At 59.4% G+C, this 26,355-nt stretch carries 25 protein-coding genes and 1 tRNA gene; 5 read left to right on the forward strand and 21 right to left on the reverse strand.

The window, feature by feature from the left end:
- Positions 1-11: 11 nt before the first annotated feature.
- The 3 genes from ACP59X_RS04325 to ACP59X_RS04335 are packed head-to-tail and all read right to left on the reverse strand — an operon-like array spanning position 12 to position 5,694.
- Positions 12-2,168, reverse strand: coding sequence for a SpoIIE family protein phosphatase (locus ACP59X_RS04325; RefSeq protein WP_428565433.1), 2,157 nt, complete (start codon positions 2,166-2,168; stop codon positions 12-14).
- Between the two features lie 29 nt (positions 2,169-2,197).
- On the reverse strand, positions 2,198-4,390 hold the full coding sequence (locus ACP59X_RS04330; protein ID WP_428565435.1) for an ATP-dependent helicase: 2,193 nt from the start codon (positions 4,388-4,390) through the stop codon (positions 2,198-2,200).
- A complete protein-coding gene (locus ACP59X_RS04335; RefSeq protein WP_428565437.1) occupies positions 4,369-5,694 on the reverse strand; it encodes an alkaline phosphatase family protein in 1,326 nt (441 codons plus the stop codon). The genes ACP59X_RS04330 and ACP59X_RS04335 overlap by 22 nt, the downstream gene beginning before the upstream one ends.
- 87 nt (positions 5,695-5,781) lie before the next feature.
- Between ACP59X_RS04335 and ACP59X_RS04340 the strand changes: the two genes are divergently transcribed.
- Positions 5,782-5,868: transfer RNA gene (locus ACP59X_RS04340), tRNA-Leu, on the forward strand.
- Positions 5,869-6,078: 210 nt separating this feature from the next.
- On the opposite strand, the gene ACP59X_RS04345 is transcribed toward ACP59X_RS04340, so the two are convergent.
- From ACP59X_RS04345 to ACP59X_RS04365, 5 genes are all read right to left on the reverse strand, one after another.
- Entirely contained in the window at positions 6,079-6,363 is a 285-nt protein-coding gene (locus ACP59X_RS04345; protein WP_428565439.1) for a hypothetical protein, read from the reverse strand.
- Positions 6,364-6,373: 10 nt separating this feature from the next.
- Entirely contained in the window at positions 6,374-6,793 is a 420-nt protein-coding gene (locus ACP59X_RS04350; RefSeq protein ID WP_428565441.1) for a RusA family crossover junction endodeoxyribonuclease, read from the reverse strand.
- A gap of 1,227 nt (positions 6,794-8,020) precedes the next feature.
- Positions 8,021-9,133 (reverse strand): phage major capsid protein, encoded by a 1,113-nt coding sequence (locus ACP59X_RS04355; protein WP_428565443.1) that lies wholly within the window; start codon positions 9,131-9,133, stop codon positions 8,021-8,023.
- Positions 9,134-9,137: 4 nt separating this feature from the next.
- Positions 9,138-9,305 (reverse strand): hypothetical protein, encoded by a 168-nt coding sequence (locus ACP59X_RS04360; protein WP_428565445.1) that lies wholly within the window; start codon positions 9,303-9,305, stop codon positions 9,138-9,140.
- A complete protein-coding gene (locus ACP59X_RS04365) occupies positions 9,302-9,607 on the reverse strand; it encodes a hypothetical protein (RefSeq protein WP_428565447.1) in 306 nt (101 codons plus the stop codon). Before ACP59X_RS04365 ends, ACP59X_RS04360 begins: the two co-directional genes overlap by 4 nt.
- Positions 9,608-9,932: 325 nt before the next feature.
- Between ACP59X_RS04365 and ACP59X_RS04370 the strand changes: the two genes are divergently transcribed.
- The gene (locus ACP59X_RS04370) at positions 9,933-10,667 is read left to right on the forward strand and encodes an NYN domain-containing protein (RefSeq protein ID WP_428565449.1); all 735 of its coding nucleotides are present in this window, start codon (positions 9,933-9,935) and stop codon (positions 10,665-10,667) included.
- A 498-nt stretch (positions 10,668-11,165) separates the two neighbouring features.
- Here the strand turns inward: ACP59X_RS04370 and ACP59X_RS04375 are convergent, their stop codons facing one another.
- From ACP59X_RS04375 to ACP59X_RS04395, 5 genes are all read right to left on the reverse strand, one after another.
- Positions 11,166-13,040 carry a phage/plasmid primase, P4 family gene (locus ACP59X_RS04375; RefSeq protein ID WP_428565451.1) on the reverse strand — a complete coding sequence of 625 codons (1,875 nt, stop codon included), beginning with the start codon at positions 13,038-13,040 and terminating at the stop codon, positions 11,166-11,168.
- Positions 13,033-13,833 carry a hypothetical protein gene (locus ACP59X_RS04380; protein WP_428565453.1) on the reverse strand — a complete coding sequence of 267 codons (801 nt, stop codon included), beginning with the start codon at positions 13,831-13,833 and terminating at the stop codon, positions 13,033-13,035. The genes ACP59X_RS04375 and ACP59X_RS04380 overlap by 8 nt, the downstream gene beginning before the upstream one ends.
- Before the next feature lie 2 nt (positions 13,834-13,835).
- The gene (locus ACP59X_RS04385; RefSeq protein ID WP_428565455.1) at positions 13,836-14,090 is read right to left on the reverse strand and encodes a hypothetical protein; all 255 of its coding nucleotides are present in this window, start codon (positions 14,088-14,090) and stop codon (positions 13,836-13,838) included.
- A 101-nt stretch (positions 14,091-14,191) separates the two neighbouring features.
- Positions 14,192-14,599, reverse strand: coding sequence for a hypothetical protein (locus ACP59X_RS04390; protein ID WP_428565457.1), 408 nt, complete (start codon positions 14,597-14,599; stop codon positions 14,192-14,194).
- A 1-nt stretch (position 14,600) separates the two neighbouring features.
- A complete protein-coding gene (locus tag ACP59X_RS04395) occupies positions 14,601-15,866 on the reverse strand; it encodes a tyrosine-type recombinase/integrase (protein WP_428565459.1) in 1,266 nt (421 codons plus the stop codon).
- A gap of 1,401 nt (positions 15,867-17,267) precedes the next feature.
- Here ACP59X_RS04395 and ACP59X_RS04400 point away from each other — a divergent pair.
- Together ACP59X_RS04400 and ACP59X_RS04405 are read left to right on the forward strand one after the other, a co-directional pair.
- Positions 17,268-17,426, forward strand: coding sequence for a hypothetical protein (locus tag ACP59X_RS04400; protein WP_428565461.1), 159 nt, complete (start codon positions 17,268-17,270; stop codon positions 17,424-17,426).
- Between the two features lie 35 nt (positions 17,427-17,461).
- The gene (locus ACP59X_RS04405) at positions 17,462-17,704 is read left to right on the forward strand and encodes a hypothetical protein (RefSeq protein WP_428565463.1); all 243 of its coding nucleotides are present in this window, start codon (positions 17,462-17,464) and stop codon (positions 17,702-17,704) included.
- A gap of 240 nt (positions 17,705-17,944) precedes the next feature.
- Here the strand turns inward: ACP59X_RS04405 and ACP59X_RS04410 are convergent, their stop codons facing one another.
- The 7 genes from ACP59X_RS04410 to ACP59X_RS04440 all read right to left on the reverse strand — a co-directional run bounded on the left by ACP59X_RS04410 (position 17,945) and on the right by ACP59X_RS04440 (position 24,366).
- Entirely contained in the window at positions 17,945-18,154 is a 210-nt protein-coding gene (locus ACP59X_RS04410; protein ID WP_428565465.1) for a hypothetical protein, read from the reverse strand.
- Complete coding sequence (locus ACP59X_RS04415; RefSeq protein ID WP_428565467.1) at positions 18,147-18,365, reverse strand: hypothetical protein; 219 nt, start codon at positions 18,363-18,365, stop codon at positions 18,147-18,149. Before ACP59X_RS04415 ends, ACP59X_RS04410 begins: the two co-directional genes overlap by 8 nt.
- Before the next feature lie 792 nt (positions 18,366-19,157).
- Complete coding sequence (locus tag ACP59X_RS04420) at positions 19,158-19,298, reverse strand: hypothetical protein (protein ID WP_428565469.1); 141 nt, start codon at positions 19,296-19,298, stop codon at positions 19,158-19,160.
- Between the two features lie 20 nt (positions 19,299-19,318).
- The gene (locus tag ACP59X_RS04425) at positions 19,319-19,996 is read right to left on the reverse strand and encodes an RES family NAD+ phosphorylase (RefSeq protein WP_428565471.1); all 678 of its coding nucleotides are present in this window, start codon (positions 19,994-19,996) and stop codon (positions 19,319-19,321) included.
- Positions 19,993-20,442, reverse strand: coding sequence for an MbcA/ParS/Xre antitoxin family protein (locus ACP59X_RS04430; RefSeq protein ID WP_428565473.1), 450 nt, complete (start codon positions 20,440-20,442; stop codon positions 19,993-19,995). The genes ACP59X_RS04425 and ACP59X_RS04430 overlap by 4 nt, the downstream gene beginning before the upstream one ends.
- A gap of 305 nt (positions 20,443-20,747) precedes the next feature.
- On the reverse strand, positions 20,748-22,109 hold the full coding sequence (locus ACP59X_RS04435) for an Lcl domain-containing protein (RefSeq protein WP_428565475.1): 1,362 nt from the start codon (positions 22,107-22,109) through the stop codon (positions 20,748-20,750).
- A gap of 529 nt (positions 22,110-22,638) precedes the next feature.
- Positions 22,639-24,366 carry a hypothetical protein gene (locus tag ACP59X_RS04440; protein WP_428565476.1) on the reverse strand — a complete coding sequence of 576 codons (1,728 nt, stop codon included), beginning with the start codon at positions 24,364-24,366 and terminating at the stop codon, positions 22,639-22,641.
- A 273-nt stretch (positions 24,367-24,639) separates the two neighbouring features.
- Here ACP59X_RS04440 and ACP59X_RS04445 point away from each other — a divergent pair, with 273 nt between their 5' ends.
- On the forward strand, positions 24,640-25,827 hold the full coding sequence (locus ACP59X_RS04445) for a glycosyl hydrolase family 18 protein (RefSeq protein ID WP_428565478.1): 1,188 nt from the start codon (positions 24,640-24,642) through the stop codon (positions 25,825-25,827).
- A 102-nt stretch (positions 25,828-25,929) separates the two neighbouring features.
- Here ACP59X_RS04445 and ACP59X_RS04450 read toward each other — a convergent pair whose 3' ends face one another.
- On the reverse strand, positions 25,930-26,343 hold the full coding sequence (locus tag ACP59X_RS04450) for a hypothetical protein (RefSeq protein WP_428565480.1): 414 nt from the start codon (positions 26,341-26,343) through the stop codon (positions 25,930-25,932).
- Between the last annotated feature and the right edge of the window lie 12 nt (positions 26,344-26,355).

Here is a 26,355-nt window from a genome sequence, read left to right on the forward strand (position 1 = left end):
GCGGTACCTCCTTAGGCGGGCGGCGCGGTCAGGGTGAGGATGACAAGGGTCACGTCGTCGTCGAGGGCGCGCGACCCTCGGAAGGCGTCCAGGGCGGCGAACAGGGCGTCGAGCACGGCCTGGGGGCCGTTTATGGCCGTTTGGGCCAGAATATCGCGGACGCGGGCCTTGCCGAACATTTCGCCGGCTTCGTTTTCGGCCTCCCACAGGCCGTCGGAGCCGATGCAGATGGTCTGGCCCGGGGTCAGGCCGGTGACGGTGCCGGTTTCGAACCGGGCCTCCTCGGCCACGCCCAGGGCCATGCCCTTGGCCGTCAGCTCGTCCAGGCGGCCCGTCGCCGGGTCGAAGCGCAGGGCCGGGTCGTGGCCGCCCCGGGCGAAGGCGGCCGCGCCCCGGGCCGGGTCGACCTCCAGGTAAAAAAGCGTCATGAACCGGCCCGTGCCGTAGACGTCGCGGGTCAGTTCCCGGTTGACGTCGGCCATGATGGCGCCGGGCGAACCCGGCGCGGCGGCCCGGGGGCGCAGCAAGGCCCGGGCCGTGGTCATTAAAAGCGCCGCTTCCAGGCCATGGCCGGAGACGTCGCCCAGGGCCACGCCGAGGACCCCGGCCTTTTCCCCGTCAAAGGTCAGGAAATCGAAATAATCGCCCCCGGTTTCGTCGCAGTAGCGGCTGGCCCCGGCCAGGGCCAGGCCGGGGAAATCCGGCGGATGGTCCGGCAGGAGGCTGCGTTGGACTTGGCTTGCCAGCCCCACGGATTCGCACAGCCGCAGATGGGCGTCCAGGCGCGGGGCCAGCTCGTTGAAGACGCGCCCGAGGTCGCCGATCTCGTCCGTGCCGGGCGTTTCGACCCGGGCGGCGAAATCCCCCTCGGCCAGCCGTCCGGCCGCCTTGGTCAGGGCCAGGATGGGCCGGGTCACGGCCCGGGAGGCGGAAAGCGACAGGAAGACCAGGGCCAGCATGACGGCCAGGACGATGGCCGTGCCGAAGAGGTAGAGGCGTTCGATGCTGTCGCGCACGTCGTCGGCCACGGCCCGGGCTTCGGCCAGCACGTCGGTGACGGGCGCGACCTGCAACAGCGCCTCGCCCCGCACCGTGGGGGCATAGGCAGCCAGGCTGTCCCGGCCCTGGTAGGTGAGCCGGCGCACGCCGGAGGTGCCCGCGGCCACGTCCGTGGCCATGGCGGCCAGAACCGCCGGCTCGGCCACGGGCAGCGGGGCGGGCGTGACGTAGGCATGCCAACCGTGGCCGCGGCCGGGCCGGACCTCGCCGGCCTGGGTCACCAGGCTGACCCCTCCGTCGGGGCCGGGCATGGCCACGACGAGCAGGCTTTCGACCGCGCCGGGCAGATGCTCGGTGGAGGTGACCGTGGCCAGCAGGTCGTCGAGGGGCGTGAAGATGGCCGTGGCGCCCAGGGGTGTGCCGTGGCTGTCGGTGACGCGGCTGGAGGCGGCCACGCACACGCGCCCGGTGCCGGGTTCGACCTGGGCCGAGGTCCAGGCCGGCCCGGGCAGGGCCATGGCCGCCAGGTACCAGGGGGCCTGGCGCGGGTCGTGGCGCCTGGGCAGGCCGGCCGTGGCCGGGTAGGTCGCGGCCAGGCCGTCGGCCAGGACGGTGGACTGGAAATGGGCCAGGGGCCCGGTGAGGGCGGCGACCTTCCGGTAGGGCCCAAGCAGGGTGGCCAGGGCCTCGGCCCGGCTGGGCGCCCCGGTCGGGCCGGGGAGCAGGCGCAGGGTCAGGCGGTTCGTGTCGATGGGCAGGGACGTGACCATGCCGTCCGGGTCCAGGCGGAAATAGTTCGGTGCCGCGGCCAGGCCCGGGTCGTCGGAGAGCTGGCGGCGCATACCCATGCCCATTTCCGGGGCGACCAGGATGACGGTGTCGGGCGCCAGGGCCGGGGGGCTGGGGTTTTCCAAGGCCCTTTGCACGGCCGCCGCCTGCATGGCCACGGCCAGGGACAGGGCCTGGCGGCGGGCGGCCAGCAGCCGGGCATGGTCCTCCACCAGGCGCAGCAGCCGGGTTTGCGCCTCGGCCACCAGATGCGCCCCCACCCGGGTGGAGAGCTTCTCGGCCAGGCGGGAGAGGGCGAACTGGCTGTTGATCCGCAAAAGGACCAGCGGCACGAGCGAAATGGCGGCCAGCAGCCAGAAGAGTTTCCAGCGGATGCGCACAAGGTTTCCCGGGCGTCGCGGTTACACGGTCAAGAGGGCGGCGAGGCAGCATCCTCCATTTCGAGGTAGGCGGCAAGGATGACCTTGGGGCCGAAGTCCGGGAAATTGACCCGGAACTTGCCGCCGTCGAGGGAGGCGATGATTTTTCCCCGGCCGAAGATCTTGTGGCGGCAGTAGCCGAGCTTGCCGGGCGGCACCGCCGGGGCGGCCGGCATGGGGTCGCTGTCCGCCCGGGCGGTCGCCTCGGCGAAGGCGCGGGCCGGCCGGTCGGCCGGGGCCTGGCGCGGCGCGGGGCAGGCGGCGAACGTGCCCCCCCCGCCGCCACCCAGGCGTTCGCGCCGCTCGGCCAGTTGGCCGGGGGGGAGTTCGCGCAAAAAAAGGCTCGGCAAGGCCGGGGCGCAGCCGCCGCCCTGGCGCTGGTAGACGGTTTCCGGCGCGAAAAGGGTCAGGCAGTCCCGGGCCCGGGTGCAGGCCACGTAGAGCAGCCGCCGTTCCTCTTCCAGGTCCTCGGACCGCGACAGGGCGTGGCGCGAGGGGAAGCGTTCGTCCACCAGGTCGATAAGCAGGACCGCCGCCCACTCCAGGCCCTTGGCCGAATGGACCGTGGACAGGACCACGTGGTCCTCGCGGGTTTTCTTGCGGTCCTCGTCGGGGTTTTCGATGACGAGGTCGGCCAGGAAGGCGTCGAGGTCGCCGTAGCCGGCGGCGATCTGCTGGAGCTGTTCCAGGCCGGCCTGGCGCCTGGGGTAGTCGTCGGGGAACTTCTCGGCCAGAAGCGGGGCGTAGGCCTCGATGACGCGCTCGAGCAGGTCGGCCGGGGCGGGCGGCGCGGCCCGGAGGGCGTCGAGGAATTCAATAAGCGACCGGAATTCGGCCGACTTGGCGGCCATCTTGCCGAGCACGGCCCGGTCGCCGGCCTGGATGGCGGCAAAGATTTTGGCCGCCGTCTTCTGGCCGATGCCCGGCACGAAGGCGAGCACCCGGGTCCAGGCCGGGAAGTCGGCCGTGTTGCGGGCCAGGCGCAGGTAGGACAGCACGTCTTTGACATGGGCGGCGTCGGAAAAGCGCAGGCCGCCGAATTTCTGGAAGGCCACGCCCATTTTGCCCAGTTCCACCTCCAGGGCGTAGGACTGGTAGCCGGCCCTAAACAGCACGGCGATCTCGTGGCGGGGATAGCGGCCGGAAAGCTCGCGGATCTTCGCCGCCACCATGGTCGCCTGGGTCAGGTCGGAAAAGGGGCGCACCAGTTCCGGGGCCGGGCCGTCCTCGCGGTTGGAGTAGAGGTGCTTTTCGAACTTGCGTCCGGCGTTTTGCAAGATGGCGTTGGTCAGCGACAGGATGGGCTGGGTGGAGCGGTAGTTCTGCTCCAGCTTCACGACCAGGGTGCCGGGAAAGAGGTTGGGGAAATCCAGGATGTTGTCCACCGTCGCCCCGCGAAAGGCGTAGATGGACTGGGCGTCGTCGCCAACGGCCATGACGTTGCCCGTGGCCGGGGCGAGCAGGCGCGTGAGCCTGGCCTGGACGCGGTTGGTGTCCTGGTACTCGTCCACCATGATGTAGCGGTGGCGCTGGCGCAGGAAATCGGCCAGGTCGGGGTGCTCGGTGAGCATGCGCTCCAGGGAGAACAGCAGGTCGTCGTAGTCGAGCAGGTGGTGCTCGGCCTTGAACGCCGTGTAGGCCTCGCCCAGGCGGGCGATGTCCCCGGCATGGGGCAGCAGGTGGAAGGCCTCGCGGCCGATGACGTCGGTGACGTCGAGCTCCTTGTTGCGGGCCTTGGACAGCAGCCCCAGGATGGCCGATTTGCGGGGAAAGGAGCGGTCGCCCTTGCCGATGCCGAGGCTGTCCTTGGCCTGGCCCAGGATGTCCTCGCAGTCGGCGGCGTCGAGGACGGTGAACCCCTCGGGAAAGCCGGCCGCGGCATGGTAGCGGCGAAGCGTGGCGAAGGCGAAGGCGTGGAATGTGCCGCCCGAGACGCCGCAGACGCCGTCGGGGCCCATGGCCAAAAGCAGGCCGGCCCGGGTGAGCATCTCCTGGGCGGCCTTGCGGGTGAAGGTCAACAGGAGGATCGAGGCCGGGTCCACCCCGCCCGAGACCAGATGGGCCAGGCGGTAGACGATGGTGCGGGTCTTGCCGGAGCCGGCCCCGGCGATGACGAGGACGGGGCCTTCGGTGGTCAGGACGGCCTGGCGCTGGGCCGGGTTCAAATCGCGTTCGAAATCCATGCCGGCTCGTTTGGTTCGGGGAGGTCGAAATAGGCCGCGATTTTGCGTCCGGCCCCGGTGGTGGTGCCCGGGCGGGCGGCGGCGGTGTCGCAGTAAAGCGCCCCGTGGGCGCTGTGGCAGCCGGTGCGGCCGAAGCGGCCGAAAAGCTCGGTGCGGTCGAACTTGGCCGTGAGGCTCAGGCCCGGGCGGCCCAGGCAGATAAGGTTCGGCGCCCGGCGCAGCTGCGGGCCGTCGTAGATCTCCTCGGCCAGGTAGACCGCCTCCATGACCGGCGCGCCCTCGAAGGTCAGGGCGAGGAGTTCGTCCCGCAGTTCCCTGGCCAGCTTCTGGGCCACATGCTCGTGGAACACGCCCCGGGCGAAGCGCTCCTTGGTGTTGATGTAGATGCGGCCCGGGTCCAGGGCGAAAGCGGCGGTCTGGTGGGGGGCGATGTGGGCGTCCCATTGGTTTCGGGCGCCGGGGGTGGTCAGCAGCAGGCCCCGTTTGGCCAGCCAGACGTTGAGGTCGACCTCGGTTGCAAGTTCCGTGAATCCGTGGTCGGCCAGGGCGATCAGCCGTTTGGGCTCGGGCAAGGCGTCGTAGCGGTCGAGGACCAGGCCGACGAGCCGGTCCCAGTCGGCGAGCAGGTCGAGGACCGCGGCGTGCAGGGCATGCTCGGGGTGGGCCACGGCCGGGAAGAAGAAGTGGAACAGCCGGTCCGTTTCGGTGGCCACGAGCAGGAACAGGTCGAAGTCGCCGCCGGCCCAGAGCATTTCCAGGGCGGCCCGGCGCGAGGCCAGGGTTTTGCGCAGGCCCCGGGCCAGGGCGTCGAAGTCGGACGCCCCGCGCGAGGTGTCGGCCTCGAGGCTGTAGCCGGCCAGGCGGAGGTTTTGGGCCAGCTCGGGCGGGTGGACGGCCCGGGCGAGGTCCGTTTCCGGAAAGCCGGCGATGATGGCGCCGCGCAAGGGTTTGACCGGTGCGGCGCAGGGCAGGTTGACGATTTTGGCAGTCAACCCGGCCTTGGTCAGGCGGTCCATGAGCGTCGGCACGCGGATGGCGGCGGCATCGACGGGGCCGAGGGTGTAGGTGGCCGGATCGATGCCGACGAAGCCGAAGACGCCATGGCGCCCGGGACCGGCGGCGGTGATGACGGAGGTCCAGTTGACGGGCGAGAGCTCGGGGAGTTCGGCCTCGATGGTGGTGGCGTTTTGCGCCAGGAGCCTGGCCAGGTTGGGGCAGCTGCCGCAGGCGGCCAGGGATGTTGCGAGGTCGTGGGGGAGCCCGTCGAGTCCGAGAACGACGAGGCGTTTTCGTAGCTGCGTCATGGGGGTGGGTGTAGCAGAAAGGGCGGGGGAAGGCTATGCACTCGATTGACGCGCCGGGGCGCAATAGGGCAAAAGAAAAGTTTGCGTGCCCGAGTGGCGGAATTGGTAGACGCCAGGGACTTAAAATCCCTTGTTCTTCGGGACGTGCCGGTTCGATTCCGGCCTCGGGCACCAAATATTTCAGTATGTTATCTGCTTTAAAGAAAATTGACTTCAAGCTGAATTTTCCGAGAAGGTCATTTTGTCCATCTTCTGTCCATCCTTTGAAGCGTACGGGTGGGCGCGAGGGGATGGACAGGCCACGAAAAAGGGGAGTCGGTACAACCGACCCCCCTTCTTAGGGTGTCATCACCGCTGACGCCCTTTCCGTCGCCCGGGGCGACGTTATTTCTTCGGGTCCGGCATCCGGTCACCGGACGATCTGCCAACATATTTACCGTGCTGGTCATAAACCCTGGCGTTGCCGTCCTGGTCGGTCATCACACGGCCCACATAACGCCCGCTTGCGTCGTACAGGCTCTTTTGCCGGTCGTTCGCCGCATCGGGCGTAGCCCGTCCCTCATATCGGCCGGAAGGCCCATAGAAACGCTGCTCGCCCTCCTGCCCGGCCAGGACTGGCCCGGCGGCCAGGACCATTCCCAGGAACGCCAAGAATGCGGTCTTGCACATGCCTGACCTCCTACATCGCCAAGAACTGTGCTTCACCAACCCTCAGCGTAGCCCCGGCGATTTCGGCATAGCACATTCTGCCAGTAATCAAAACGACATTCCGGTCATCTTGAACCACAACTCCGGGCAGGCAGTCCAGGACGGCGCGCAAATAGTCGCTGGCCGTTTTGCCGGCACCGCATTTCGGCCCGATCTCGCCAGCCAGCATAGCGGCCCGGCGCGCTTTGGAAACCCGTTTGGGCAGGGCAACGCGGAACTCTGCTTCAAGAGCCACCTTGCCAGAAAGTGGCGCGCCGTCCCATTGAGTGGCCAGGGCCTCGCGTACAGGCGTAAGGTCTTGGTCGTAGTAGGCCACAACATTTGATCCTTCGCGCTTGAACTTGGGGCGGGGCCGGGGCTGGAACATCGGGATTTCAAGGCTCTTAGTCATTGTGAAAGCTCCTATATGCTAAGATGAATTACGTGAATGGCACTTGCATACAATAACTAAAAAAATATGGTCAACATTTATTTTGCTAGAGCTATGCGTTGCACACTATATAACGCATAGCGTAATAAGTTGTTTTTTATTAAATATTGTAGGCAGCGAGGTATAAATAAGCCATAATTTTGGATACAAGTTAGAAAGAAAGATTAAAAAGCCCTCGGAATCAGAGGACTTTTTTTATCTGTTTCATGCATACAGAGACTATAGGAAGTTGTGGAGATTGGCTACGGAAGGGAAAATTCAGTCAAGAGGAAATCTCGCGGTGGGAACATTTCTAGAACATTTTTAACGTAGCTGTAACGGCCTGCCGCCTTTATGTTTTCGGCGCACCATGGCCCGGCGCATAGTCCTATAGTCAAACCGTCGCGGTGCCAACCGATGGAAAAGCCGCGTTGCGTGGCCATTGCCTGGAGCTCGGCTAGTTCTTTGCGGCGACGTTGGGAAATGGGCGTGGTCATCGCTTGATCCGGCGCGGAACGTAGCCGCTGCACCAGAAATCTTTTGTTGTGCGCGGCCAACCATCTTCACCACGGGGTCCGATTGGTTGTGGGTGTCTGCAAGACCCGTGTTCCTCGCAGTAGTGATTGCAGTTCTCGCAAGCATCCGGCACAGGACGGCGGCGACGTTGCACTACAACGCTCATTTCGCACGCTCCTCGAACTTCAGGCAAACCGTGTGACCGCCAATCGTAGTGTCTCTCGCCCGCATTTCAGGGAATCGCAGGCAAAGGCCAATGGTCGGCACCGTGGAAGGGACAAATTGCTTGCACTCGCGGCATGTGACTCTGTGTGTGGTGGGTTCTTGCATTTGTTTATCCGTTAAAATCCGGTCAGGCGGGGGTTTGCGAGTTGCATGGGCTCGCCGGATTCTCCCCGCCCGGCCGGTTACAGTATGCGCCGGGGCGGACGCTTACTGCAAAGCTGTTGCGGCTTGTGTGCCGCGAAAAATTGTGAGGCGTTGCATCGTCGCGTTGGCTTTCGACTCCACAACGCCTCACTTGCCTGCCTGTCCCTGTCAGGCAATGCGCTATAGCACGGCTACGGCGCAAATGCGTTGCACTATTAAGTGCGAAATTTTGTAATGGACCGGGCGGGCGTCCCGCTCGTTTCTCCCGGTCCTGGCGTGATGAACGTCACATTAGCTGGAGAAGGCCAATGCAACTTTTATGTTTTAGGCCGTGCCGACCTTCAACAGCTTGATAGCACAAGAGTCAGTGACGTTGCCAGAAACACGTTTGCGGGCGTAAATCTGCACGTACTGCTTCACCGAATACGGGTCGCGCAGCATCGCCATGGAGCGGTCAAGGATCGTGTAGCCGCTGGCGAAGTCACCGAAAGCAATCGGAAGCGCACCGGCCTCAATATCCGGCATGTTGGCGGCTTCGAGCACACGATAGCCAAGCAACATGGCCGGTTGACCGGGGGCGATAGAGTCAGACCAGATATAATCGCCGCTGGTGTTCTTGAGCTTTCTGACGGCGGCAATGGTGCTGGCGTTCATCACCCAAACACCGTTCATGCGGTATTCAGGCTTGAGACTGTAGACCAGGGAAATAAGAGCATCGGAGGTAAGGCCGGTAGCACTGCCGGAAAGCAGGTATTGCAGCGTGCCGAAGGCGCGGGTGTCATCGTCGTCAGCAGAAGGCGTGCCGTGAAGGAAGCCGATAGGCTTTTTGCTTCCATCGCCAGTGATGAAGGCGGAACCTTCACTGCGTCCGAAACTCTTGCCGATTTCTTGAATAACAAGGTCGGCGGCCTGCGAATCTTCATCCACCCAAGTAGACAACGGAATGTTGCAGTAACATTCCGCGTCGGGGAAAGTAATGCCTTCGATGGACGGCGCGGCAGTGTTGGGGCGGTCATCAACTTCACCAACCCAACCGGACGGCGAGCCGTCTACAATGATCGGTTGCGTGAACTTCGATGCAGTAGTCTGAATCTGGATCACCTTGCAGACTTCACGCATGGGACTGTATTTCTTAGCCACGGCCATGACAGCCGAAGCAATTTGCTCGGGGACCAGCACACCGGCAGAATCGCTAGCCTCGGTCCAAGCCTTGCGTTCCGTGTCCGGCAGGTCGCCGGTACGGACGTAGCGGCCAAGGGCGGCCTTGCTTTCGTGGGTGGCGTGGAAGCTACCACCAGCAGCAGGCGGGCGGTTTTGCTTTTTGGCGATCTCGTCAAGGGCAGCGCCAAGTTCCTTGATTTCGGTATCGGTGCGGGACTTGAAGTCCATGAACGCCTTGCCTTGCTGTTCAATAAGGCTTTTGATCTCGGCTTCCATTCGGTTACTCTCCTTTAAGGGCGTTGAAGATTCTGGTTACAAAATTTTGCTTGGGCTTCTGCACGAAAGCACCTTGCGAGCGCATCCCGGCAACGGCGATTTTGGCGGCTTTTCGGGAGAAACCTTGTTCCCGGAACATACGTTCGGCATCGCGGGGTGTGCTTGCGGTCACTCGGGTTCCCCTTCGCCGGCAAGTGCGTCCGCGATTTGACGCAACCGCTTCCTGGCGAAGGCCGCCAGGAGCTTGTCCCCGGCCTTTTCCGCCGCCTCAAGCATCGCTTGAAAACGTTCCTGGCCTTCCTGGTCGCCGGCCCAGGTGTAGGCATCGAGGACGTGCTCGCGGGGGAAGCCGGCGGCGTCCAGCAACGAGTTGATGCCCCCGTCCATGGTCTGGCTGTTTTCTCGGGCGTAGGCTTTGAGCCGTCGGGCCGTGGCCGGCGCGATCCGGAGCATGTGGGTCATTTTGGTGGTCATCTCTCCACCTCCTGTAAGCATATTGTAAGCATGAAAATCGAGTCGTTGCAAGGGGTCCCGTGAAAATAGTTGAAACCACTAGGAAAAAGCCGCGTTTTTGGGGGCCGCCGGGACGCGATTTTCGGCCGCTTTTGGGGCGGGCATGTCGCCTATTCCCAGCATATTGAAATCACAGGATTATTTTGCGGGCCGGCGGGGCGGGCAGGGAAAACGGTGGATTAGCAAGGAAAACAGTGAGTTGAGAGCGTACCTCCCCCTCGGGGAGTGGGCGGCCTGCGAGGTTAACCCATGCGGGCCGTCGATTCAGTTGACACGGGCGGGGGGAATGCTTAGATTGCTTTCGAGCCTACCCACCGGCAGCGTGCTGCCGGTTCAGGGGCCGTCGGGGGTGACTCTGGCGGCCCTTGCTTTTTATCAGGGGTTTCGATTGAGCAAGCGGACAAACGTATATATTGACGGCTTTAATTTATATTACAGAGCCCTAAAAAGTACGCCGTATAAATGGTTGAATCTGCGCTTGTTGGTTGAACAGATTCTTGATTCGTCAAATGATGTAGCGCATATTAAATATTACACGGCCATGGTTTCAGGTCATGTTGACCATGACCAACCAAAACGACAACAAATTTATTTGAATGCCCTTTCAACAATTCGTGGTTTTTCTGTCTATAAAGGAAACTTTCTTTCAAAGGTAGCAAAGAGGCCACTTGTAAAACCGCTCCAGGACGGCACGAGATATGTTGAGGTTCGAGAATTTGAAGAAAAAGGCTCCGATGTCAATCTTGCCGTCCACCTTGTCAACGATGGCTGGAAAGATGAATTTGATGTAGCAGTCGTAATATCAAAAGATACTGACCTTGTTGAACCAATTAGAATTGTAAGCAAAGAATTAAAAAAGCCTGTTGGTATTATTTGCCCTGACAATTCACTGCCACCGCCTCTTGGTGCTGCTGTTTCTTTTCGTAGATACATTCGCAATCAGCACCTTAGGGCAGCACAGTTTCCCGACCCCATTATCTTACCCGATGGTACGATTATAGCCAAGCCTACCTCTTGGTAAAGGACATGAACAGCCCCCGTCCGAGCTATCCTTACCAAGTCGATGCAGAAAAACCCTCAATTTCGGCAGCGCGCGAATTTAGCGGCGCACTCGGTCAACTGGTTGAAGTTGCTAGAGATTTCGCCCGCCCCTGGGTCTTGTCGCTCGTATCTATATGAAATCATTGAAACCCGTAAGTCGCACGGGTTTGCCTAAGGATTGGTGAGGGTATTCAAACCGGCATCGACTCCGGGTGCGCCCCGGGTGCGTGGTGGGTGCGCCCCCGGGTGCATGTTATCCCACTGATTTCATTGAAGTGGGTGCGGCGGGTGCGTTTTGCATGTCCCATCTCAGGCGTATAGTAACAAGAACCCACCAAGGCATTCATTGTCGCCATAAGCAATGATCGGATAAAAAAGCGCACCCAACGCACCCACGTTTTATATTTCAGCCACTTAGCCAGCACCCGAAGCGCACCCTAGACGCACCCGAACGCCTCCCAAGCGCACCCGAACCCACCTAGAACGCATCCCCGGGGGCCTCGGCCACGCTCATGCCGCCTTTCAGGGCCAGCCCAGCGAACGCCCGGTACGTGCCCACGATCTCGCCAGCCGCGTTTCGGACCTTATGGCTGTTGGTGCTCCGTATCCCTTCCCGCTGGTCGAGCTGCTCGGTCAACGTGGCGATTGACCCCGCCGGGAAGCCGCTCGCTCGGGTGAACTCACTCCACCGCCGGAACGCGTCTGTTCTCTTGCACCACAAGCCCGCTCCAAGCTCACACTCTTCCTCAAGGAAGGCCGCTATCACGTCCTGGTCAGAAAAGTATTGCTCAGTAGCTTCTAGCACCGCAGCAGGGCGCACAAGTCCGTTGCGCTGCCAATCAAGGCACCCTTCGATCAACCACCGCAATATGCCTGGGTACTCCCGCTGTAACTTATTCGCTAGTTCGTAGTCCTTATCTTTCTCCTCCAGCTTCAACGTGAAAGGGACGATAAGGATTCTACGGCGCATAGCGAAGTCAACAGCCGTGATATTAGGCTTAAAGTTGCCAACATAGAACAACTTGAACTTTGGCTTGTATGTGAAGTTGTCTTGGCGCATAAAGCGGCATGTAATTTCATCGCCACCCGTTACACTCTTGATTCGTACTTCATCCCAAGCCTTTCCTTTCTTGGTTTCGGAAGCTACTACAATACGTGCGTTATGCAGCATTGCTAAATCGGTTGTGTGCCGGTCTCCTTTGGTTGTTGTGAACGCTTCGGCCGTAGCCGTCCTGGCATAGTCATTCAAGATGCCCTTGATTGCACCCTGTAGCTTTGACTTGCCGTTTTGTCCCTCGCCATAGATAAAGATAAACGCTTCGTCCCTTGTGTCGCCAGTAAGGCAACTCCCAAGGTACTGTTGAAGGAAGCGTTGCATTTCCTTGTCATCTTGCGTTACCTGATCCAGGAACTTCAAAAACACAGGCGCATTAACAGTATCAGCGGGCGAACAAGCCGTCAGCTTTGTGATATAATCTCCTGGCCTTGCCGGCCGCATGATACCTGTACGTAGATCAACAGTGCCGTTCGGGGTGCCTAACAAATAGTCGTCCGAATCCCATATGTCCGGGGTGACTGCTATGCGTTGATCGGACGATGCAAGCACTTCAACGGCTTTGATGCTTTTTGCCGTCGCAAGAGAAGGCTTTTCATCGCTGTATGCGCGGCATATTTTGCGGGCATAGTCAAAAGCCTTTTTGGTTCGGTCTTCCTCCCACCGACTACCCGACCAGTGAAACCACGTTTTTCCCGTTGTATCGTAACGGAGGTCGGACTTATGGCGATACACAAAAGCAAGGGCAACGCCATCTTCAGTTAGGCCATTCTCTTCTGTCTCGGCAGCTTGCCAAGTTCCGTCATCAATCATTACGTCATCTGCGTTACCAATTCTTTCGGCTTCCCTGATTCGATCCTCCTCCATGGGGCAGGTAAGACATTGATAACCTTTGACATACGCCTTGCAAACTTTGCAATCAAAGGCGTAAGTGTTATTCGTCCACTCTTGCATGAAGTGCTCACGGCGAGCTTCATACGTGTCATACGTGCTGCTTCCAGCAAAAGAGATAAGCCAATCATCTTCCGCCTCAAGTGCATTATCAAGCAGAATGCCTGCGGCTTTGTAATAGGGTATTTTGAAAAAAGCGATGAGCTTATGAAAGTTTAGCTTGTCCGTGTTGTCGCTGTAATCAGTCTTTGTACGCGCGACGGTTACACAAGCCGGCTCGCTTCCATCAAACAGCTTTCGAAACCGTTCGATTTGTTCGCTAGTCATGGGGACGGCGCTTTCAAGGATACCTTCTTTCCTTTCAGCTTTCTTTTCAGCGCCCGTAACAAGATCAAAAACACTACCCATTGCCGCGCCCTCCTTTGGGAATCGGAGGAAGCGCAATCAATCGCGGCGATTTCGCAAGCTCCAAGATATCATTGACTGTAAGCCCACCGGTTGCAATCTCAGAAGTCCGCAAAGGAATCTTGTGCAAACCGGTAGACCGCTTAATGTTTGGCAATCGGTACATTTGACCATATCCCCACTTATACAAGGAAAGGTCAAGTGTGGGGATTTCTCGCTTAAACTTTCTCACTATTTCACCGTGTATGTGAGAAAGTAATGTTCTACCTTTCTCTAGTCCAAGTGAAATATCAAAAACAGTAGCGTGAAATCCTTTCGATCCGCTAAAGTAAATAGGTACTGTAGGCGGATCAATTTCATAGCTTGGCAAAATGTTAAATACAAGCATCCGTAAATCATTAAGCGCAAGTTCGATGTTGCCTTTGCTATCGAAATCAAGATGAAGATGGCCACGGCGCACGATTTCTTTATTTGCCTTGTTTTTTGTCGGCAAAGGCTTTTCGTCGAAACCGTGGATACTGAAAAACATTGCCCCTTGTGAAGCCGCTGCTACAGCTATATGAGACGGAGCGTACTTCTCAATGTTCCAGCGAGCTTTTTGCTTCTCAACTTTCCATATGAACCAATTCGAAGAATAGGGGATGAAGTGGCTTTCGTATCGCCAAAGCCACTCAAAGACATCTTGACAAATGAGAGGGGAACCGTTATTGAGTGCTTGAAACTTTTTCAGCCAGGTTTTTGCAGCGCCGGCCGGGGCCGCCACCCCGTTGCCGGCGCTTCCGTTTTGCTCCTCCATGACTATGCCGCCTCCCCGACCCTGCCCCGGGTCCGGTCGCCGGTATGGCGCTTGAGCCACTCAACGAACGCTTCACGCCGATAGCAAGCTCTCCGGTTGACAAAAAACACGCCTGCCGGGCCGGTCCCACGACTGTCGTGGTTGGCCATTGTGCCGGGCGCGACGATGCCACCGGTCAGGCGGCCGACCTCAGTGCGTGCAAAAACCGGAGGCAGGGAGGTAGCAAGTGCGTCGAGGGGATGGGAAAAAGTCTGCATGGGGAAACTCCTTGGTTGAATTTCCCATCGTGAACCACAATTAAACTTTTCCCTAAAGGTAGTGCAATTCTCGATTAAGCCTACCCCAGGAAGGGGGGCGGCTAATCTTTGCGGCGAGGATACAAAATAGCCGAAACCCAATCAGATGATTTGCCGTATTCCTCTGCAATTACTTCCAAGATGTCATATTTCTTCATTCCTTTCTTTCTCAGTTCTTCATATCTAGATTCAATATCCTCCATCTGAAAGTCACGATCCGAGAATGCTTCTCGTGCTGACTCAAGCATTACATTAATCGGCCTCCCGCGACGTTTCGGTGAACCATCGAGCATTCCCGCTGCATAATCCAAAATTTCTTTAGGAATGGGAACGAGTTCACAACGCAAAGCAGCGGCTACGTCTTTTGGCGGGACGTTTTTGCCAGATTTAATGAAATGAAGTGTCTGTTCTAGGAGATATGTTTCACCGGCTTCGGCCAAGGCTTCATTTTCAGCTTCATATTCATTCATATTATTCTCCCTCTGCCTTGCTGGCGGGAAACGGAACCACCTTGCCGCCCTTGTCTTCCATGAACGCGTTGGCCAAGCCCTTCATAGCCCGGCGCTGCACGTCCTCCGACCCCTTGGCGTACCTGAAGACCATGCTCGGGGTCTTCCAACCGAAAATGGTCTGCATGTCCTTGACTGGGACGCCACGTCTGGCCGCGTAGGTGGCCGCGCTGTGCCGCAGGTTGTGGAAGGTGGCCTTGTCCCGTGGGGCACGCCCTTCGTTGAATCCAAGGCGTTTCAGGGCGTTTTTGAAGGAGGAGGGGGCCGCATCGTAGGGCGTACCGTCGCGCTTGGTAAAGACGTACTCGCCGGTCTGACCGGGGCTGCGGCCTTTGAGCATAGCTATCAGGTCAGGGGCTAAGAAGACTTCCCGAGGCTCCCGGTTTTTGGTTTCAGGGAAAAGGGCCGCCTCGCGCACAAAATCGACATTTTCCCACCTGAGCTTGAACGCTTCCGAGGCCCGACAGCCGGTCAGTAGGGCGAAGAGTGTCAAATCGCGGGCCGTCGGGTCGGTCTTCGTCAGTTCGGCCAGGAGGGTTTGAATTTCTTCGGGCGTAAGGACGCGAAGGCGAGTGTTGACGGGCCTTGGGATGTCCAGCTTGCCCACCGGGCACTCCACAGCGACGATCTTGCGCTTGAAGGCGTGCTTCCAGACCCGGCGGAAGGTGCCCATGATGTACTCGTGGGACCGATCCGACAGGCCGGCGGCCCTGATCTTGTCCTGGACGCGCTCAAGGTCCGCTTCCGTGATCTCCCGCAGCGGCAGCTTACCCAGGACAGGCGACAACCAAAACGCAAAGTGCGCCTCTTCCTTTTGGGAGGACTCGGGCTTGACCCGGTTGCGGAGGGCTACCACGTAGTCGTCGTTCCAAAAGGCGTCGAACGTCACGCCCTGGCGCGCGTCCCTCTCCATGGCCGCCTGCTCGGCCTTGCGCCGGGCCTCGGCCTGCTTGCGCTGCTCGGCCAGGGTCGCCGGGCCGGCTCCCGTGGCGTGGGCCTCCTTGAGCTTGGCCAGGGCCTTAGCCGCTTTGGCGGCCGACCATCCTTCGGAAGACCAACCTAGGGCTTCCTCGTGCCGTTTCCCACCTGTCTTGTAGTAAATCGCAAAATAGCGGTCGGGCATGATGCCGTGTTTCCGAGTCGCGTGTTCTCGGAACCGCACCCCCGGGTAGCTGGTCTGTGTCCATCTGGCCATGGCGGAAAAATCCCTTGCTTGAATTTTGTCCATCCCCTGTCCATCCTTTGAAGCGTACGGAAGGGTGAAACAGGGTGAAAAACCATGAAGGGAGAGATAGGTGGTAAGCCTTGATATGTCAAGGGGATTACGGCGTTTTGGGCGGCTTCTGGGAAGGTCTGTTAAGTACCGTGAAAACTTACAGAAAGGGACTTAAAATCCCTTGTTCTTCGGGACGTGCCGGTTCGAGTCCGGCCTCGGGTACCATATTTCAGGAAGTTGCGCCGGCGATGAGAAGCCGGGCGCCCCATTTGTTTTTGGAAGAGCGGTTTTGTTCCACCTCTGTGCCACTTTTTAACGTGACGGGGGGTGAAATCGGGTGAAGATTGCCCAGGCTCGAGGGGGATGGGAAGCGGGCTGTGGGGGACTGTCCCCCGGCAACCGCCCGTCACCCAGCCGAGGCTCACCGCCCACTCGACACAAAACCGTGCTCAGTCCGCCCGATCTCGCGGCTCAAATTTCAGCCACCAGTCCACCGACCACTCAGCGTAAAAGTTCGCTCAGTGCCCCGGACTGCCCCAGCGAGTTGACGGAGGATCAACTTGCCCGACCGCCACAGGGAAGAATCCTTCACTTTCGGCCTGCCGGGGTATTCGCCACAACCGGCGAAAACTTCCCTGCCACACCCTAGTCGACCGCATAAGCGCACGATACAGCGCCTTTCTCTCGGCAGACAGCGCAAAGGTCATCCTGGCGAGAAAAGCCCGGCAGGCGGGCGGATATGGCCCCAGGCTGGGGACCTGGCCAGGTTGGTGTCGGACTCCGCAAAATTGCGGGCGTCCCCATAGGGAGGTCGACACAATTTTGTGTTGGCGTCTTGCCGGGCGGTCTCCACAGAATCGTGGGCGTCGAGGTCCACGCCAATCGGCTAAATTTTCAGCCGACCACCTGCCAGCATGACCAAGGTGCGTTTTCAAAACTCGGCTTGCCCCCGGTCCACGCGCCATATCCGCGCAAAGGATCGACGCCAGCCCAGCCCATGGCACTTTGGCCGGATAGGCCAGCCAGGACGTGAAAACAGGGCGTTACGGGCCTCGGTTGTTCATCTTAATGACAAATGTCGGTCCGTTTGCTATCTATTGACGATGGGAAAACCTTTCGTCACTACCCGCGCCGACAGTGATGTATATCAGCTTTTCCTTTCAGCCGTGATAGCTCTCCGTCAAGTCGGGCTCCAAGACCAAGCATACGAACTCCTGCGGCGTGGACAAGACGTAGCATCCTATCTCGGCATGGTGGACTTGGTGGCCGAGTTCGTGGAATTACGCCAGGATCGCAGCATTACAATCTCAGTCGAGTAGTTGCGGCAACACATCTACTCCTGTTTGTTTGGGCGTTGCCTTGGGAGCATTGCGGCAGGATGACAAGACCCGGCCTCTTTGCTACCAGCCCACCATGGAATGGATCATAGGCATCGCCCTTGCCGTGGGCGTCCTCGCCCTTGTGGCGATCTTCGTCTTGAGGACCAAGCGCCACGACGTCGACAGCGTGCCCGGCCGCTTCGACTTCGATAGGTACAAGGAAGGCGAACTGTCACAGCGAGGACATGTCTAAAGATGTTCGAAACAAGATAGACTTAAAGGACTTTCATGAAAATTGGCGATGCGAAGCGGGCAACCCTGGCGGACAAGATGGCCGATGCAAAAGAGCTGTGTATGACCCGCCTTCGATCCGTGCCACGCGAAAAAAGGGACGCTGTCGCCGACTCGATTCTCGCCCTTGCCGATCCTGAATGGTGGGACCGGCGACAAAAGGGCTCAGAAGTTTTCCTGCTTATCCTGGAGTCGCGCAAGGCAGAGGCAATGAAGATCATCCAAGAGGCCACCAAATAGATCGAACAGCCACTGGACTATCCTGTTATAGAATCCCGAAGAGTTGGGATTGAGTGCCCCTCGGTCGTAGGCTGCTTGGCTGCCTCCAGAAGGGCGGATTGGTTGCAGTCCAATCCAGGTTACCGGGCCGCCTCGTGAGCCCTGGTTTCGGCCGGGGGCTGTCTGTTTTCAGTCATCCTAAAAGAAAGGCGGCCCACCTCCGAAGAAGCAGGCCGCCCATGATCCAGTAGTCCGCAGACTCTACCCCGCAGCGACCGGGACCTTGTTCTTCTCTTCGGAATACTGCTCCCACAGGTCTATGGCCATCCCGGCTTCATCCTTGAGGTTTTCCACAACGTCCACAAGGCCGGGAAAGGCTTCTATCGCCTCTGAGTGATCCCTCAAAAAAATGAGCTTCGAGGAAATCCTGTGGAGGTGATCTTCAAGCGTCCTTTGGTCGGCGCTACGCATGGGGCACCTCCCCTCCGCAAGCCTCTGCCTTGGTGCCGGCCAGATCGCGAGCGCTTGCGGTCATCCGCTCCAAATCCTCGACAAGGTCGAGGACCTTCATTTCCGTGTCCACCACGGCCAGGGCAGCGCCCCTCGGGTTGGGGTCCTCAATCTCCAAGCCGCTTCCGATGAACTCAAGACGACTGGCAATGGCGCGAATATCCCTCAGCATTGTGCCCAGGTCCTCCACGAGTTGTGACGCCACGACCTGGCAAGGGGAGATGGTTTCGGTAGCATTACGTCACCCATCTTCTTGCCGTCACGCTCGACATTATCCCAAAGGAAGAGCCCAATCGCACGGGCAACCATTTCTTTATCAGTAGTATGAAACTGGGGATTCGTTACGTGTAGCATTTGAAGGTCGCAAATTGCTTTATAAAGGTGCGATGCTTCGTACGGTCGTAGCCACCTTGCATCCCTTTTCGGGCACGCATAACACGGTTTTCAGCCTCGCATATGCCGTCGTCAAAATTACTATCGACAGGTTCGTTTGTAAAAAGTCCGTTTGATAATTCGTGACTAACGAGCAAATGGAACGCGAGAAATCGTAATCACCACTTTGGGCCACCTCTACATGTTCTTGAACTTCTGGGCCGTTTTCGCAGTCAAATGGAAGAATATGAAAGCGTTGAATGAACCCGTTAATTTTATTGAATGCTTCAGGCAGCCAGACAAAGTCCTTCAGTTGGATGACCATAACCATTCAGTTGGCGGTTTTGTCGTGTCAATTGTCAAAATCACATCAATGCTGCTGAGAAAACTTGCCAAGGCGTCATAATGCTTTCGATAGTATTTGTTGCGCCGCAAGTATTCCCATCTCCAAAATGAGTACAAGTCGGCCTTATGTAGCTCGGGCATGACAACAAGCTCCTGTGCTTGCTCCTGACATAATCCCCGGCCAACCGTTCAGGAAGAGGGTTTTTCGGCCCCGATGATCAGTCGCGACCTAGCCGGGGAAAGATCGTCAATCCCTCTTGCGCCCCTTACTCTTGAACAGTCGCCAGTCGAATTTTCGGTAATTGAGCCCCGGCCACCAGCGCATGGTGATGATGACCGCCAGGAGGAGCACCAAGTAGATGACGCGCAAGAGGTCGGATTGGTCCATGGTGGTCCTGAGGGGCTGCTTTACTCCCGCCACAGCGGCGCTGCGCCGCTTCCGCGCCACACGAACGACCATGTCTTCGACTTGCGCACGTTGCCGACCAGCGCCGGGCGGAAACAGGCCAGACAGGTGCCGCTATGGGCGCGAACGCTCGGATAGACAATGCCGAGGGAGCCGGTCGTCAGCAACTCCATGGCCAATCCCTGCGAGGCATAGTAGCTGCCAGGGTCCAGGCAGGCCACAAAGACCGCGTCGACCCGTATGTCGTGAAAGTCGGCATCGAAGTTCGCCAGGTAATCGTCGTAGGTGACGGTGTCCTCTTTTTCCCAGCCGATTTCCAGATACTGGCGGCTCTTGTGGAAGCCCACTTCGGCCTGGCTGGTTTCCAGTTCAAAGCCGGCGTACCAAGCGCCCCGATCCGGGCCGTTGAACCGGCTGCCCTCGGGCGAGGCGTGGCAGAATGAAGCGTTGATGATCGACGCATAGGGGATGCCGGCAACAAGTTCGTCCCGGCCGATTCCCGGCAACAGGTCCATCTCTCCTTGCAGCCGGTCGTTGGTGGCGTCATCCAGGGTGAAAAGATCGTCCAGGTGCGCGTCGTCGTCGGCAATGCGCCTGAGTACCCCATTCCCTGAATGCTTCGACGGGATGAGCCGGTGCGTGTCCTGGATCCGCAGGGAGGAGCAACCCGGTAGCGTCACGCCAGCCCCCCGCGTCGGGCATCAAGCAGCCGGCGCACGGTCTGGAAAGCCGGCAGGCCGCCACGAATCATATAGGTAAGCGGGGTCGCGCCCCCGAAAATCCGGTTCTGATTCGGCAGTTGCACCCAGGCGTCGGCCAAATCTTCCCCGAAAATGATGTTCAGGGTCTTGAAGATGCCCACCAGAAAGGACACGCGCTGCAATTCGTCCTGGTCGAGCCCGGCAGCATCCGGGGCCTTTTTCATGGCGTAGAAACGGCCGTTGGAGACGCCGCCAAGCAGGCCCATGGCGTCAGCGTCCCGGACACTCCACTTGGCCATGATGTTCAGGAAGCCCTTGACGGCGGATGGGCTCAGGCGGTCGCGGTCAGCCTTCACGGACAGGTCCACGATGGGCGAAGCGGCATACCGGGAAAGGGGCGCTTGGGCTTGGCGGGTGGCGGGCATAGTGTCGCTCCTTTTTAGAAGTAAATAATATTCAATTTAGGAGTAGGCAAGTTTTTTCCCGCCAAAGGGGGTATTGCCTGTCCCTGGAGTCGGCTATTCCCCCTCGGCCTTTCCACCAGGGACCGGCACCACCTTGCCCAATTTTCCGACGAAGCCATTGATGCCCTGTACCGTGAAGCAGGCGCCGAGAAACGGGTGGAAGCGATGTTCAGAGCCCTGCACTAGACCGTAACCCCGCTTACCTGAGCACGAAAATAAAGAAGGAGGCCTTGCGGACTCCTCCTTATGATCAAAGAACAAAATGATCAGTGAGGTCCGCCGCGAACACAGCGGACGTCCGCTGCTGGGGTATTGGTCTTATCGTTGTAAATTGGGACGCCGTAGAGGACGTACTGGTTCCAGGCTTCGAGCACATCGTTCGCCACGGTCGTGCCGGAGCGAATCATGCTAAGTTTATCTCCCGTAAAGATTGGGTTGATGGCCGGGTACCGGGAGTCATCCCACAAGCTGTCTTGTTCGCGCTTGGTTGGCAGACGCCAGTCCGAATAGCCTCCTGTCGTGGCGTTCTCGCACCAGGCCAGGGCCTGTTCCCAGGTCATTCCGTCGGAACTGTCGGAACTACTGGCTTTCTCCCACATAAGGCCAGTAGTTTGATTCGTGACTGTAGCATCGCCGTTGTCAACATACACAGACTCAGGCAAAGGTCCGCCGCGAACACACCGAACTAAATATTTAGCGATCTTCGTGTTTGCTGTCGTGCCTCCTTCTGCAAAGTACGTATACCAGACGTAGTCCGAATCGCTTGCACTGATCGTGCCGGACCAATAGGCAGCAGCCTCAGAGGAACAAGAAAATACGGGGTTGATAGCTGGATAAACGCGCCCAGAGTCTAGAATACTCGAAAGTTCCATGCGTGAAGGCAACCGCCAGTCAGTATGGTCACCAAGGCTCAACTCAGAGCAATAAGTGCCAGCGTCTGCCCAGGTCCTGGTCGTCCCATCGTCGGCCTGTTGCCACATGAGCCCAGTCACCAAGTCGCTGACTGTTCCGTCGCCATTGTCCTGATAGGACATTTGCACACCCTGGTAATTGCCATCCTGGCCATAAAAATCTTCTCCTGCGCTGGGGCAAGTGATCACTCTGCTATTACTGTAGCATCTTGTCTGGCCGGTGTCCGGCAAAATGTATTGAAATGCTCCCAAACCAGCTTGACTGATGCTGACGGCCTGACCGGCAACCTGGATGGTGGCGGACCGGGAGTCGGTTCCGGCGTTGGCTCGGGCCGTGACCGTGGCCGAACCGCATCCCGAGGTGCCAGAAGTCACCGACAGCCAAGTCGATGCCTCGGACGGGACTTCGGTTACCCATACACAGGAGGAGCCACTCGCCGTGATCGCCACGGTTTGGGCTCCCCCGAAAGCGTCAAAGGACAAACTGGTTTTGTCCAAGGTAATTGTGCATCGACTCGCTATAATTGGCGCGATTAAAAACAATAAGTCGTCGTCAGAAGATGCGAATGCCACATAGGAGAACAAACAAGGCACTATGCCAAAAAGCAGCACCCGAAGCGTTTTATACTGCACTGCCAGTCTCCACTCTTTTCGCAGAAAATGTTTCACAGACATGTCAAATAGTTGCTTGCACCCATGTCTTTCGACGCGGAGCATGCTTGATCCTGTGTGCGGTATGTCATTTTCAGACATGATCTGTCAAAAATGCAGCACATCTTCTGGCATTATTTCTATTTCCATATTTTTCTGTAAATTAGATTTCATTTGATGAAATTCTAACGGTTACGATTTGGGGCCGCCGCCGGTCGCTCTTGTCAGGAGATCGCCCAGGAATTTGGCTTAAAAAAACACCGTTGGTAGCCGAGGACCTGGCGCGTGACGACAGGTGAAAACAGCCCCAACCCGTGCGCCATCTGGATGACATACCGGATAACTGTGGCCAACCTTGCTGGGGATATGTGGACGTTGCTTCTTCAATTTTGAGGAAGTAAAATGGCATGAAATTTGGCGCGGCAGCATTGCACCGCCACCAGGGAAAGGGTCGGCACACAATGGTGCCGTCGTTCCGCTGGGCGATCTCTACAAAAGAGCGGAAGCCGAGGTTCAGGCCGCCGGATGCAACAATGCGTTGCTTCCTGTCGGGTGAGACTTTCAGCCCGGTCTCGACCAACTGCAACGCAACCTTTCAATTGCCCAGCAGCAAGAAACAGGGGCCCGTCTCCGGCACATTCGGGGCGAATTTGGCCACGAAGGCGTTTTGATACCCGATATTGCCCGGCCAGGTCTTGGCCGGATTGCGGAGCGGAAAATTTTCGGAAAACGTGAGGCCGCTGAGCACGACGTTGCGGGCGCTATCCACGGCCAGGCCGTAGGTGCGGTCGTTTGCGCTCCCCCCGAGGTAGGTGGAGTAGCCCAACACGGTGCCGCCCGGGGCGATCTGCATGAAGATGGCGTCCCAACTCCCCTGAAGGGCCGTGAACAAGGCGTTGTTGGTATAGGGAAACGTTTCGGGGGCGGACGGGTCGCCGGGCGTGTATGCCTGGCCGGGGGCGCAGGTCTCCCCGGCCACGTAGACGCCGCCTTGCCCGTCCAGGCCGAGGCTGGTGCAAAAGCTGCCCCACGCGTCGGTTTTCGAGCCGCCGCCCAGAAACGTGGCGTAGACCAGGGAATCCGAGCCGCTGCGCGCCGGATCGATCTTCACGACATAGGGCTCGTCGCCGGACTTGCCCGGCTCGAGGTAGGTGGCCCGGTTGTAGATGGTGGCCCCGCCCTGAGTCATGGGAAAATCCGCCGATTGCGTACGCCCCGTGGCCACGAGCAGCCCGGTGGGATCCAGGGCCACGCCATAGGCGTCATCCCTGGCCTCGACCGTGTTTCCGCCCAGATAGGTGGAATAGAGCAGGGTGTATTGGGAAGCTGGGGAGCCGGGCTGGCTGGATCCGATTTGGGTCACGTAGCCGTTGCTGCTGTAGCCAACCGGCGGCGCCGTGTCGCGCAGGGCCGTGGCCGTGACGGGGAAGTCCTGGGAGTTGGTAAAGCCGGCCACGGCGATGTGGCCGCCGCTGGCGTCGACGGCGACGCTGTGCCCCTTGTCATCGCCCTTCCCGCCGAGGAAGCTGGCGTAGGTCAGGGATTCGCTGCCGCTGCGGCCGGGGTCGATGATGCACAAAAACGCGTCCTTGCCGCCGGCCAGTTTGTGTTGCAGGGCGTTGGGGGTCACGGGGAATTCGATCGCCTTGTCGGCGCCGGAATCGGTTATGCCGGTGACGTAGACGAGGCCGTTGGCATCCACGGCCACGTTGTTGCCGTTGTTGCTGTCATCGGCGAAGGTGTTGGGCTGCGGCGTCCCTTCCTCGCCGCTGCCCCCGAGGTAGGTCGCATAGCGCAGGCCGCCTTGGGCATCGAAAACGGCCAGGAAATAATCCGACAGGCCGTTGTTTTGGGCCTGGAAGGCGTTTTTGGTGGGAAACGCGCCGGCGGTGTCCGAGGTGGTAAGGCCGCTGACGGCCACGCCGCCGTCCGGCATGGCCGCCACCCCGATGCCCATGCTCTGCTTGTTGCCCCCCAGGTAGGTGCACCACAGCAGTTGGCCGACGGGGCTGAACTTGGCCACGAAGGCGGCCATGGCGCAGTCCGCTGCCGGGGCGGATTGAAAGGCGTTTCGCACGGAAAGGTCGTAGACTTGTGTGGCGCCCGTCACATAGGTGTTGCCCGCGGCATCGCTGGCGGCGTTTTGGGCGAAGGTGAGCGGCGAGGCACCGGCGAAGGGGAGCGTGCCTCCCAGGTAGGTCGAAAAGACCAAGTTGCGCCCCGCGGGCGTCTGGGCGAAGGCAGGGGGCGTGTTGGGAAGGGCAGCCATAAACAGCGATGGCAGCAGGCAAACGACAGCGCAGAGGGCAACGAGCCGAGGCATACGAAGCTCCTTTTTGTGTTGCGATGTCCATGCGTTCTGTTGTTTCGAAAAATAAATATGGTAGAGCGTCAACTTTTTTGAAAAAATCCTTTATGCGGAAGCTGTAACGTCCCCTCTGTTTGCTGGAGGTTATTTGACATGCTCCATCAGGAAGAGGATCTGTATCCCTTCGTACGCCAAGGGCGATATGGAGTCGAGGGCAGCGTGCCGGCCTGGCGCGGCGGCTGGGGTGAAAATCAAGGAACCCGCAACACGTCCCAGGACAGGCGCAGGATGCACACACACCGCTTCGTCGCAGTCTTCTCGCTCCTTCTTTCGGCCATGCTGGCCCAGGCGTCCTACGCGTCCCTCAGCCCGGACAACGGGATCAATGCGACATACTGGTGCGCCTGGGGGGCCAACACGTCCTACAGTGTCGCCGGCAAGCAGATCCAATCCAACCCCGTGGACATGAACCTGGTCGATTCGTGCTACAATGTGATCATCACCGCCTTCATCATCACCGACGACGGCGGCAACTACGTCCTGTCGCTGGCCAATCCAGGCGCCCAGGGAAGCGCCACCTACACCGAGTCCCAGGTTAAGGACATGGTCGCCAAGACCAAGGGGCAAGGAAGGAAAGTCATCGTTTCCCTGGGCGGGCAATATTTCCACCTGAGCATGCAAACCCAGGAGGACGTTGCGGCCTTCGTGACGCAAACCAAAAGCATCGTGGACAATTACGGCTTCGAGGGCATCGACCTGGACCTGGAAACGGACACGCTCAGCGCCATCGACCCTGTGCTCATGGGCCAGGCGGTCATGGCGGTCGTCAATTATTACAGGGGACAGGGACAGGATTTCTGGCTCACCCTGGCCCCGGAATGGTGCTACATCGTGCCCTTCATGTATGGTTCCGGCCAGTGGGCCTCGCATAGCCTGGCGGGCAGTTTCTATGTCGACTTGATCCAGGCCGTCGGCCTGGGCAATTTTTCGTACATTTGGCCGCAACTCTACAATCAAGGGCCGGCCAACGGCTTCGCTGGCCCGGACAAAGACGGCCAGGGGTATGCGACCAAGGTGATCCCCACGGATGGAATGGACAAATTCCTCAGCGGCTTCGCCTGGGCGGCCGCCACGGCGGACGGATACGCCGCCAACGGCAGCCTGGGCGTGTTGATTCCCAACCAGAAGCTCGCCCTGGGCATTCCGGCCACCGAAGGCGCCGCCGGCGGGGAAATGACCTACATCGCCACCCCCGGGCTCATTGCCGGGGCGTGGCGCCTCATGCAGGCCAACTCGAACACGGTGGCGGGGTTTATGAACTGGAGCGTCGACTGGGATGCGCTGGCCATCACGGATGGCGAACTGTCCCCGGGGTATGCGCACACGCCCTGGGCAACGGGCCTGGCCGTGGCCCAGGCCGTCACGGCTGCGGGCGCCCAGGCGCTGCCCGCGCGCAACCTCCTGCTGTTGCCCTAAGCGCTCGGCGCAAGGCGCATGCCCGCACGGGGACGGCCTCGGGCGGGCGGTGCTATGTGGCGCGAGTGGCGGCGTTTGCCCGGTTGGGCAGCGGGAAGGCCCTTATATGGCCTGCCGCCAGAGGCTGTCCGGCCGTGAGAGGCCAAGGCCGCCGCGGATGGCCTCCAGGAGGCTGGCCTCGGGGGCCTGACGGGAAATGATCCGGTACAGGCAGTATGCAAGCAACGCGTATTTGCCACGGTTGACGGTATGCTTGCATTCCTTGAGGATGACCGCGGCGGCCGCCGTGTCTGTTGCCCGGTAGTGTTTGTTGACCGCGTGGATTACCGTGCAGATCCGTCGGCTGTTTGCATTACAGAAGCCAACGATAAGATTGAATTTTATGCCGGTGCATACGGATTCCACGTGAGACCACGATTTGACGTAGATTGCACCCACGTCGCAGTCGTTCAGTGCCTTTGTTGTTTCCGGTGATAACTCCCACTGTTGGCTTGTTAGAAGGATATATTTTTTCATCTCCGCGTTCAG

It is taken from the genome of Solidesulfovibrio sp. DCME, from assembly GCF_049995385.1.
Taxonomy (GTDB): domain Bacteria; phylum Desulfobacterota; class Desulfovibrionia; order Desulfovibrionales; family Desulfovibrionaceae; genus Solidesulfovibrio.

Bases quoted from the DNA above. Each gene is read 5' to 3' on its own strand.
- ACP59X_RS04380 (WP_428565453.1), bottom strand. From the start codon at position 13,833: ATGGAGGAGCAAAACGGAAGCGCCGGCAACGGGGTGGCGGCCCCGGCC.
- ACP59X_RS04395 (WP_428565459.1), bottom strand. From the start codon at position 15,866: ATGGACAAAATTCAAGCAAGGGATTTTTCCGCCATGGCCAGATGGACA.
- ACP59X_RS04375 (WP_428565451.1), bottom strand. From the start codon at position 13,040: ATGGGTAGTGTTTTTGATCTTGTTACGGGCGCTGAAAAGAAAGCTGAA.
- ACP59X_RS04355 (WP_428565443.1), bottom strand. From the start codon at position 9,133: ATGGAAGCCGAGATCAAAAGCCTTATTGAACAGCAAGGCAAGGCGTTC.
- ACP59X_RS04370 (WP_428565449.1), top strand. From the start codon at position 9,933: ATGCTTAGATTGCTTTCGAGCCTACCCACCGGCAGCGTGCTGCCGGTT.
- ACP59X_RS04345 (WP_428565439.1), bottom strand. From the start codon at position 6,363: ATGTGCAAGACCGCATTCTTGGCGTTCCTGGGAATGGTCCTGGCCGCC.
- ACP59X_RS04415 (WP_428565467.1), bottom strand. From the start codon at position 18,365: ATGCTGAGGGATATTCGCGCCATTGCCAGTCGTCTTGAGTTCATCGGA.
- ACP59X_RS04365 (WP_428565447.1), bottom strand. From the start codon at position 9,607: ATGACCACCAAAATGACCCACATGCTCCGGATCGCGCCGGCCACGGCC.
- ACP59X_RS04405 (WP_428565463.1), top strand. From the start codon at position 17,462: ATGAAAATTGGCGATGCGAAGCGGGCAACCCTGGCGGACAAGATGGCC.
- ACP59X_RS04390 (WP_428565457.1), bottom strand. From the start codon at position 14,599: ATGAATGAATATGAAGCTGAAAATGAAGCCTTGGCCGAAGCCGGTGAA.
- ACP59X_RS04400 (WP_428565461.1), top strand. From the start codon at position 17,268: ATGGAATGGATCATAGGCATCGCCCTTGCCGTGGGCGTCCTCGCCCTT.
- ACP59X_RS04410 (WP_428565465.1), bottom strand. From the start codon at position 18,154: ATGCGTAGCGCCGACCAAAGGACGCTTGAAGATCACCTCCACAGGATT.
- ACP59X_RS04335 (WP_428565437.1), bottom strand. From the start codon at position 5,694: ATGACGCAGCTACGAAAACGCCTCGTCGTTCTCGGACTCGACGGGCTC.
- ACP59X_RS04445 (WP_428565478.1), top strand. From the start codon at position 24,640: ATGCACACACACCGCTTCGTCGCAGTCTTCTCGCTCCTTCTTTCGGCC.
- ACP59X_RS04420 (WP_428565469.1), bottom strand. From the start codon at position 19,298: ATGGACCAATCCGACCTCTTGCGCGTCATCTACTTGGTGCTCCTCCTG.
- ACP59X_RS04430 (WP_428565473.1), bottom strand. From the start codon at position 20,442: ATGCCCGCCACCCGCCAAGCCCAAGCGCCCCTTTCCCGGTATGCCGCT.
- ACP59X_RS04330 (WP_428565435.1), bottom strand. From the start codon at position 4,390: ATGGATTTCGAACGCGATTTGAACCCGGCCCAGCGCCAGGCCGTCCTG.
- ACP59X_RS04440 (WP_428565476.1), bottom strand. From the start codon at position 24,366: ATGCCTCGGCTCGTTGCCCTCTGCGCTGTCGTTTGCCTGCTGCCATCG.
- ACP59X_RS04350 (WP_428565441.1), bottom strand. From the start codon at position 6,793: ATGACTAAGAGCCTTGAAATCCCGATGTTCCAGCCCCGGCCCCGCCCC.
- ACP59X_RS04385 (WP_428565455.1), bottom strand. From the start codon at position 14,090: ATGCAGACTTTTTCCCATCCCCTCGACGCACTTGCTACCTCCCTGCCT.
- ACP59X_RS04450 (WP_428565480.1), bottom strand. From the start codon at position 26,343: ATGAAAAAATATATCCTTCTAACAAGCCAACAGTGGGAGTTATCACCG.
- ACP59X_RS04435 (WP_428565475.1), bottom strand. From the start codon at position 22,109: ATGCTCCGCGTCGAAAGACATGGGTGCAAGCAACTATTTGACATGTCT.